An 8,038-nucleotide genomic window follows, 5' to 3' on the forward strand; every position below is an offset into this window, starting at 1 on the left:
GTCGAATGACACTCAAAAATCCCATGTCGATCACTCCAAATCTCCCTGAACAAAAACGTCAGGGCCATGTGTTCACATGGGTCAATTCTCAGTGACAATTTGGGGGGCTACCGGGTCAGTTCTCAATGACATTCAACATCAAGGTGATAATGCGCGTTGTTAACGAGGTGAGAGAGGTGTCGATAAGATGACCAAAGCTAGTGTGCAGACAATGGCGAAACAGGCAGCCTCGGCCTTTATCCGCGAGGCGCGGGAGGCAGGTTGGCAGCGCGCGAAATTCGAGATCAAGCCTGATGGCAGCGTCATCGTCGATGCCAACATGATAGCTCCAGAGGCCGCAGACGACTTTCTCAACAGTGACTTGAGAATGGGCGAATGACCCGCAAGAGCCTGCCAAAATACGTCTATCGTGACAGGGGGTATCTCCGGTTCATCCGGCGTTCACGCGGTATCTCGGTCATGATGCACGAGGAAGCGGGCACGCCGGAATTTTGGGATCATTACAATCGCCTGCTGAAGGGAAAACCAACGCCAGCGCCGGTGAAACGCAATTTTGAGGCGTTGATTCTTAGCTACTACGAGAGTGACGCCTACAAGAAGCTGAAGCCTCGGACGAGATCCGATTATCGGCGGTACATCAGTCACATTCGTGAGATCTGGGCCGACAAAGACCCGGCTAGGATCGAAACCCACCACATTTATGAACTGCATCGGGCAAATGCGGATCATTGGCGGCAAGCCAACTATCTCGTTCAGGTTATGGTCGTCTTGATGAATCACGCCCGGTTGATCGGCTTCATCAAGAAAGAGCACGGCAATCCGACGAAGGGTATTCCGCTTTTCAAGCAGCAGAGCGACGGCTGGGAGCCGTGGCCAGATGATGTTCGGGAAGAGTTTGAAGCGCTGGCTTCAAAGCGGGCACGGTTGGTCTACGAGCTTTGCGTTGGCACAGGCCAGCGTATCGGCGATGTCGTGAAGATGAAGTGGGCACACTTTTCCGACGAAGGGTTCGATTTCACTCAGGGCAAAACCGACAAGCCGCTGTGGATCCCGCTTACCGACCGGCTGAAGGCCCATCTAGACGGAATTGTGCGAACAGACGGCACTGTTGTGACCGACGCGAAGGGTCGATCAGTGAGCTACCGTATAGTCGCCGAGGAAGTGCGTGCCATCAAAAAGAAGATGAAGCACGAGAAGGCGAGCTACTACAAAACACACGGGCTCAGGAAAAACGCGACGATCGAGCTTTATCTGGCTGGATGTGATGACGAGATGGTCAAGGCCGTCACCGGCCATTCAGGCGTCGAGATGCTGAAAAAGTACGGTGGGCCGATCCGGCAAAGAGAGCTCGCGAAGCGCGCTCAAGAGGCAAGAAATCAAATGGAACGAAGCAAGAGCGAAACGTGAAAGTTTCAACGGTTGTTTCAAAAATGGCAGTGAAGGAGAGGAAGGATGACGCAAGCCATTGATTTTATTGGAGGCGAGTACCGGAATCGAACCGGTGTACACGGATTTGCAATCCGCTGCGTCACCACTCCGCCAACTCGCCATCCGTGGTGTCTCAGAGCATGCCTGAGAGTGGCGTCTAAATGATCCGATTTACAATGCGGTGCAAGGCCTTTTTTTGCAATACGGAGCCCCTTTTGGCCATGTCCGAAGCCAAAATACATGGTGACAGGCCATATGACGCGGGCCTAATCGCGGAAAACCGAGGGTCGGACGTTGCCGAGCGGGGGCAGTTGTGGCAAGAGAGTGCAACTCCAGTCAAAGCAAACGAGTTTGGTATGACCGATTACACTGCCCTCCGTACCACCATGGTAGACACCCAGGTGCGCCCGTCTGATGTCACAAAGTACACAGTTATCGAAGCGTTGTTGAATGTGCCGCGCGAAGCTTTTGTGCCGCGCGATCATCGAGATGCCGCTTATGCAGGCGATCACATTGCGCTGGATCAGGGGCGGGTCATTCTGGATGCACGCACATTGGCCAAAATGCTGGATGCGCTGGACCTGCAAAAAGACGATCTGGTTTTGGACATCGGCTCTGGTCTGGGCTACTCGGCCGCCGTTATTGCACGTATGGCCGAAGCCGTGATCGCGGTTGAGGATGAAGAAGGCCGCGCGAGCGAAGCGCAGAGCACTTTGGCAGAGAATGGCGTGGATAATGCCGTTGTCCACACAGCGCCACTGACCGAAGGGGCTGCTGAGCACGGGCCTTATGACGCCATAGTTGTTCAGGGCGGCGTGGAATTTTTACCCGAATCGCTGACTTCGCAGTTGAAAGAAGGCGGCCGTATCGTCACGTTGTTCATTGAGGGGGCGCTTGGGGTTGTTCGTATCGGTTACAAGATCGACGGCGAAATCAACTGGCGCTATGCATTTAATGCGGGGGCTCCGGTCTTGCCGGGCTTTGAAAAGCACCACGCGTTCGAATTATAAGGTCTGAAAAAACCGGACTGCAAAAGGTAGAGGGTTATATGTTCCATCGCGTGCATAGAGCGGTTCGCACAGGCGCCTTGGCGCTGAGCGTGTCAGTCATTTCAGTTGCATCCGCTTCTTCCGAGACGCTTTCCGATGCAATGGCGGCGGCGTATCAACATAGTGGTCTGCTTGATCAGAACAGGGCCTTGTTGCGGGCAGCAGACGAAGACGTTGCTTCTACTCTGGCCTTGTTGCGCCCGTTGATCAGCTGGTTCGGAGAAGTTGGCAGTTCCTACAGTAGTAGCCGGACTTCCAGTTCGTCACCATCCAGTTTCCACTCTAATTCGACCGATGCGGCCATTGGACTGTCCTTCGATCTTTTGGTGTTTGACGGCGGTGGAACGCGACTGGCTGTTGATTCGGCGAAGGAAACCGTTCTTGCGACACGTCAGGCGCTGATCTCGACAGAGCAATCTGTGCTGTTTGACGCGATGCAATCGTTCATGTTCGTGATACGCGACACGGAAATTGTGTTGCTGAGACAAAACAACCTGCGCCTGCTGGAGCGGGAACTGCAGGCTGCCAAGGATCGGTTTGAAGTTGGTGAAGTCACGCGCACTGACGTTGCGTTGTCCGAGGCCAGCCTTGAAGGCGCGCGGGCGGCATTGTCAGCGGCGCAAGGCGACCTGATGCAAAGCCAAGAGTTTTATGCGGCGGCTGTTGGCCATCGACCCGGCAATCTGGTGACGCCGACAAGGCTGCCCTATACCGCCAAATCGATGGATGACGCCAAAGCTGTGGCGATCCGGTCCCATCCCGAAATGATCCGCGTTCAACACGAGATTTCAGCGGCAGAGCTGAATGTGTTGCGTGCCAAATCAGACATGGCACCGGAAATCAGCCTGACGGCGCGCTTGTCGACTTCTCAGGATCTCGGAAATGACAATTTTTCGAATGGGTCTTCTATTGGGTTTAGCCTGTCTGGCCCGATTTATCAGGGTGGTCGGTTGTCGTCGCTTGTACGGCGATCAATGGCGCAACGTGACGCCGCCCGTGCATCGCTACATGTGGCACGCCATAGCATCCGCCAGCAGGCAGGCAGCTCTTGGGCCGTTTTAACTGCTGCAGGCGCGGCCATCGTGTCGAGCGAACGTCAGGTCGAAGCGTCAAGGATTGCTTTCGAAGGTGTGCGTGAAGAAGCAAAGCTGGGTGCTCGGACCACGCTGGATGTTTTGACAGCTGAACAAGATTTGCTGGATGCAGAGTCAAACCTGATTGCAGCGCAGGCTGCGCAATACATCGCAGCATACAGTGTTCTGTCATCGATGGGGCTTTTGACGGTGGATCATCTGAACCTGCGCGTCGAGCAATACGATCCTGAGGCCTATTACAATCTGGTCAAAGACGCACCGGCGGAACTGACCAAACGTGGAAAGCAACTGGACAAAGTGCTGAAAGCGTTGGGGAAAGAGTAACAACTTTTTCCTATCGGTTGTGTGGTGAGCGGGCAACCGCTACACTCACATCGAGGAAAGAGTGGTACATCCAAATGCCTGACCCGGTAACCAATCCAGAGATTGAAGACGTTTTGACGTCAATTCGCCGCCTTGTTTCGGAGAATCGCAGTGTTGCTCCTGCCGCCGCACCGTCGGTTGTTGAGGTGTCTAACGAGACGCAAGACCGTTTTGAACAGCCCGAGGACACGTTGCCATCGGCGCTGGTTCTGACACCTGCATTGCGGGTGACGGAACCGGAGGACGTTTTTGAAGACGATACGGCGTCGGACACTCATGGTGAAAATGAAGAAGACGATAATGCCAGCGCATTTGAAGACGCCTTAGACGCCTCTCCTGATTGGAACGATGAGCCTGTAGAAGACGATGAACCGATTGAGAACGCTGATGCTGACGTAGAGGACGAGGACGTATTCGCATCCGAGGACATCTTTGCGCAAGAGAGTTTCCAAAACAGTGCAGATGACGATGATTCGCAGGACGACATGCGCGCAGATTTGGAGGTTCCCGAAGAACATGATTTCGAAGAAGAGCAAGATGAAACGTCGACGGGCGCTGTAGGTGACTCGTTTGAAGCCGCTGATGACCAAGATGCCGTTGAGGACATTGGCGACCTAGAGACGGTTGGTGAAGACGGCGAGGCTCCGTTTGATTTCCAGCAGGTTCTGAACTCCAGAATCGTACAATGGCGTGATTCTGGCAGTGACGAAGGGGTTGAAGAACCTGATGCGCCGGGCGATAGCGATTATGCTGGCACGAATACGCAGGCAGAAGCTTGGAAAGAAAGCGATCTGCAAGAAACGGATGACCATAGGTTGCATTCGTTTGAACAGTCGCTGCACGCCGAAATAATTGATGAGGTTGAGGCGACGCTTTTGCCAGATCTGGGCGAGGTCGTGGATGAGCCTGCCGTCATCGACGAGGAAATTCTGCGCGAGATGGTAGCAGATATTGTGCGTCAGGAATTGCAAGGCGCGCTGGGTGAACGCATTACCCGCAATGTCCGCAAGTTGGTTCGCCGCGAAATCCACAGAGCTTTGGCTGCGCACGATCTGGACTAAAAACCCTTGACCAACACGCAAAGAAAAAGCAGCGCGCCCATTTTAGGCGCGCCGCTTTTTGTTTGGAATGCGTCTGTTTGATCAGGCGGCTTCGGCCTGAGCAGCCGCATTGCGACGTTCGCTTTCTTCGCGAGACAGCGCGACAGATGTACGAACACCTTTGTCGACAAATTCCATCAGTCCCGAAACGACACGTTCGTTCGGGTCAATACCGGCGCAGGAAAGCACTTCGCGACCATCGCGCGAGCGCGCCCAGCGGGCGATCTGTTCGGGGCCATTGCCATATTTCTTGTCGTCAGCAATGGCGTCATCCAACGCGGCCAGAACAACGGCTGCAAATAGTTTGCGAGCGCGGTTGCCCTGTTCGTTATTAAAAGCCGCTCCATCAACGAAATCGGTCATCTCGTCGTCCTTGTATTATTGCTCTTGTGTTTTCGGCGTGCCGCTCCTTATGGCGTACTTACGCTGATTCGAATAGGCTGTTTTTGCATAGCTAATATGCAAAATTTGCATGGCATTCTGCAGGTGCAGCACGAAATACAGCATCTTGCCAGACCTCAGCCTGCAAGATATAGGATCGGAGGAAATTGGATCAACCTTTCTGCCATGGTTTTATGACATGCCCAAGATCAACGGAAACGAAATTCGCCCCGGAAATGTTCTGGAGCATAACGGAGGTCTTTGGGCCGCCGTCAAAGTGGACCACGTCAAACCCGGTAAGGGTGGCGCGTTCGCACAGGTCGAAATGCGCAATCTGCGCAACGGCTCAAAGCTGAACGAGCGTTTCCGCAGTGCCGACAAGGTTGAGCGCGTGCGTTTGGATCAGAAAGACCAGCAGTTCCTGTATGAAGATGACGGAATGTTGGTTTTCATGGACACGGAAACCTACGAGCAAATTCAGTTGCCTGCAGAACTTTTGGGCGATCGACGCCCTTTCCTGCAGGACGGGATGACGATCAAGGTCGAGTTCTATGACAGCGAAGCCCTGAACGCGTCGTTGCCGCAAAAGGTTGTTTGCAAGATCGTGGAAACCGAACCAGTGGTCAAAGGTCAGACAGCGGCCAATTCGTTCAAACCCGCTTTGTTGGACAATGGCGTGCGTGTAATGGTGCCGCCGTTTGTCGGGCAGGATGAAGACATCGTCGTAAACACAGAATCGATGGAATATTCAGAACGCGCCTGATGCGGGCTGAAATTTTTGAAAGGGCCCGCCAATGTGCGGGCCTTTTGCTTTTGCGGGTTGTCAGCGGGAAAAAGAAACCTCGGCATCTGCCGCTTTCATTCCTTCGCCAGCGCGGTCAAACCTGAGATACGCGAGCGCTTTGCCATTTGACTGCGTGAAAAGCGTACCGACTTCTTTTGCGGCGCGCATAATTGGGGTGCCGGACGGCGCGCGGCCAGTGACTTCAACCAAAGCGAGCCCCTTACGAAGCTCTGTCTTGTGTTTCATGCGCGCGGTGACTTCTTGTCCGACATAGCATCCCTTGCGGAAATCCACGCCGTTCAGACGTTCGAAATCCTGTTCGAGGATATAACTGTCCTGTGCGAGTTCCACGCCTGCTTCTGGTATCGCATGCGCGACACGCAGTGCATCCCAGTCGGTGGTATCATCTGTTTGCGGGCTGTCGCGATAGGCGCGCCAACCCAAAGCTGCACAGCGGGGGTCGCTGAACCCGTCAGCCGGGCTTGGTCCGGTGCCGCGATGCATATGCAGGTCGGTTGGCGTGATCGTGACATCTGCGCGCAGCTTAAACATACTCAGGCGCGCCACCAACGCCGGCGCCTGTTCGGTATCCGCGTCCAGCAACACATCAGACCCGTCGCGCGTCAGAAAGAAGTCCGCGATATATTTGCCCTGAGGTGTCAACAAGGCCGCATACAAAAGACCATCTGTCAGATGGTCCATGTCATTGGTGATCAGGCCCTGAAGAAAGCGGTCTGTATCCGCGCCGGAGAGGCGAAAGAGTGTTCTGGAGCGTGTCATCGCGGTTCCTGTTCTTGCACGTCTTGTTCATATAGAAGCTTTGCAGCCGCACAACAGGGTAGGAGAGAGAAATGCGCGCACCGATTTCGGTGATAATTCCGACATTGAACGCTGAACAGGCGTTTCCGGGCTGTCTGGCTGCGCTTTTTGAAGGGGTGCAGGCGGGGATTATCCGGGAATTGATTGTCGCGGATGGCGGATCTCAGGATGCTACGTGCAAATTGGCCGACGATGCCGGGGCGACAATTCTAAAGACCAATGCATCGCGCGGGGGGCAATTGCGAACAGGCGCGGCGGCTGCACGTGGCGACTGGATGCTGTTTGTGCACGCCGATACATGTTTGGCGCCGGGGTGGACCGAAGCTGTAACGGCCCATCTGAGCGGGCCTGAAAAGGCCGGGTATTTCCAGTTAAAGTTTGATGCGACCGGGTTTGCGCCGCGCGTGGTCGCTGGCTGGGCGAATTTGCGGTCCCGGGTATTCGGCTTGCCTTATGGCGATCAGGGATTGCTGATCAGCAAGGACATGTATGATCACGCGGGCGGATATCCGGACGTCCCGTTGATGGAAGATGTCGCGCTGGCGCGGTCGTTGTCGGGTCAGCTGTCGCGTTTGGACGGCGTTGCACAAACCAGTGCCGACAAATATCGCAAAGCCGGATGGCTACGCCGTGGCGCGCGCAATATCTGGACATTGCTGCGCTATCTTGCTGGCGTGTCTCCGGAACGCCTTGCGGCGGCATATCGTCGATAGTGAGATCAGTTGCGTATAGGGGCGGAGTCCTGTGCTAAGGAATCTTGGGGTATCTGTACCATTTGAACTTGCACGAAATCTGTACTGTAAACATTTGCTCTGCTTGAGAGCGATTTTGATCACCGCAGACAGTAGCTCAATTGGGACAGCGAAGGCCGGGTGTGTGGGGGCGGTTTCAACGGGTGAGTGCAACACTTTAGTCTCTTTTGAAAGATGGAGTGTTGGAGATGAAGTATCGCACAAGGACGTTTTACACTGACGAACAGAAGTCCGAGATGTGGGATCGGTGGCAACGCGGAGAGTCGAT

At 54.6% G+C, this 8,038-nt stretch carries 9 protein-coding genes and 1 tRNA gene; 7 read left to right on the forward strand and 3 right to left on the reverse strand.

Features of this window, described 5'->3' with window-relative positions:
- Positions 1-187: 187 nt before the first annotated feature.
- Both ABJI08_RS04005 and ABJI08_RS04010 read left to right on the forward strand, forming a co-directional pair.
- On the forward strand, positions 188-379 hold the full coding sequence (locus ABJI08_RS04005; protein WP_348400539.1) for a hypothetical protein: 192 nt from the start codon (positions 188-190) through the stop codon (positions 377-379).
- A complete protein-coding gene (locus ABJI08_RS04010; RefSeq protein ID WP_348400540.1) occupies positions 376-1,407 on the forward strand; it encodes a tyrosine-type recombinase/integrase in 1,032 nt (343 codons plus the stop codon). Before ABJI08_RS04005 ends, ABJI08_RS04010 begins: the two co-directional genes overlap by 4 nt.
- A 68-nt stretch (positions 1,408-1,475) precedes the next feature.
- Here ABJI08_RS04010 and ABJI08_RS04015 read toward each other — a convergent pair.
- Positions 1,476-1,549: transfer RNA gene (locus ABJI08_RS04015), tRNA-Cys, on the reverse strand.
- A gap of 235 nt (positions 1,550-1,784) precedes the next feature.
- Between ABJI08_RS04015 and ABJI08_RS04020 the strand changes: the two genes are divergently transcribed.
- The 3 genes from ABJI08_RS04020 to ABJI08_RS04030 all read left to right on the forward strand — a co-directional run bounded on the left by ABJI08_RS04020 (position 1,785) and on the right by ABJI08_RS04030 (position 4,995).
- The gene (locus tag ABJI08_RS04020; RefSeq protein WP_348400547.1) at positions 1,785-2,438 is read left to right on the forward strand and encodes a protein-L-isoaspartate O-methyltransferase; all 654 of its coding nucleotides are present in this window, start codon (positions 1,785-1,787) and stop codon (positions 2,436-2,438) included.
- Positions 2,439-2,476: 38 nt separating this feature from the next.
- A complete protein-coding gene (locus tag ABJI08_RS04025; protein WP_348400541.1) occupies positions 2,477-3,895 on the forward strand; it encodes a TolC family outer membrane protein in 1,419 nt (472 codons plus the stop codon).
- 74 nt (positions 3,896-3,969) lie between these two features.
- On the forward strand, positions 3,970-4,995 hold the full coding sequence (locus ABJI08_RS04030; RefSeq protein WP_348400542.1) for a hypothetical protein: 1,026 nt from the start codon (positions 3,970-3,972) through the stop codon (positions 4,993-4,995).
- An 81-nt stretch (positions 4,996-5,076) separates the two neighbouring features.
- Here ABJI08_RS04030 and ABJI08_RS04035 read toward each other — a convergent pair whose 3' ends face one another.
- On the reverse strand, positions 5,077-5,397 hold the full coding sequence (locus tag ABJI08_RS04035; RefSeq protein WP_348400543.1) for a DUF6280 family protein: 321 nt from the start codon (positions 5,395-5,397) through the stop codon (positions 5,077-5,079).
- A 217-nt stretch (positions 5,398-5,614) separates the two neighbouring features.
- Here ABJI08_RS04035 and efp point away from each other — a divergent pair, with 217 nt between their 5' ends.
- Positions 5,615-6,178, forward strand: a complete 564-nt coding sequence (efp, locus tag ABJI08_RS04040; protein WP_348400544.1) for an elongation factor P — start codon at positions 5,615-5,617, stop codon at positions 6,176-6,178.
- Between the two features lie 60 nt (positions 6,179-6,238).
- On the opposite strand, the gene ABJI08_RS04045 is transcribed toward efp, so the two are convergent.
- Entirely contained in the window at positions 6,239-6,979 is a 741-nt protein-coding gene (locus tag ABJI08_RS04045) for a folate-binding protein (RefSeq protein ID WP_348400545.1), read from the reverse strand.
- 71 nt (positions 6,980-7,050) lie between these two features.
- On the opposite strand from ABJI08_RS04045, the gene ABJI08_RS04050 reads away from it, so the two are divergent.
- Positions 7,051-7,731 (forward strand): TIGR04283 family arsenosugar biosynthesis glycosyltransferase, encoded by a 681-nt coding sequence (locus ABJI08_RS04050; protein WP_348400546.1) that lies wholly within the window; start codon positions 7,051-7,053, stop codon positions 7,729-7,731.
- Positions 7,732-8,038 lie beyond the last annotated feature (307 nt).

It is taken from the genome of Shimia sp. (assembly GCF_039969785.1).
Taxonomy (GTDB): Bacteria; Pseudomonadota; Alphaproteobacteria; order Rhodobacterales; family Rhodobacteraceae; genus Shimia.

Excerpts from the sequence above, each read along its gene's own strand:
- ABJI08_RS04005 (WP_348400539.1), top strand. The coding sequence starts at position 188 with ATGACCAAAGCTAGTGTGCAGACAATGGCGAAACAGGCAGCCTCGGCC.
- ABJI08_RS04010 (WP_348400540.1), top strand. The coding sequence starts at position 376 with ATGACCCGCAAGAGCCTGCCAAAATACGTCTATCGTGACAGGGGGTAT.
- ABJI08_RS04020 (WP_348400547.1), top strand. The coding sequence starts at position 1,785 with ATGACCGATTACACTGCCCTCCGTACCACCATGGTAGACACCCAGGTG.
- ABJI08_RS04025 (WP_348400541.1), top strand. The coding sequence starts at position 2,477 with ATGTTCCATCGCGTGCATAGAGCGGTTCGCACAGGCGCCTTGGCGCTG.
- ABJI08_RS04030 (WP_348400542.1), top strand. The coding sequence starts at position 3,970 with ATGCCTGACCCGGTAACCAATCCAGAGATTGAAGACGTTTTGACGTCA.
- ABJI08_RS04035 (WP_348400543.1), bottom strand. The coding sequence starts at position 5,397 with ATGACCGATTTCGTTGATGGAGCGGCTTTTAATAACGAACAGGGCAAC.
- efp (WP_348400544.1), top strand. The coding sequence starts at position 5,615 with ATGCCCAAGATCAACGGAAACGAAATTCGCCCCGGAAATGTTCTGGAG.
- ABJI08_RS04045 (WP_348400545.1), bottom strand. The coding sequence starts at position 6,979 with ATGACACGCTCCAGAACACTCTTTCGCCTCTCCGGCGCGGATACAGAC.
- ABJI08_RS04050 (WP_348400546.1), top strand. The coding sequence starts at position 7,051 with ATGCGCGCACCGATTTCGGTGATAATTCCGACATTGAACGCTGAACAG.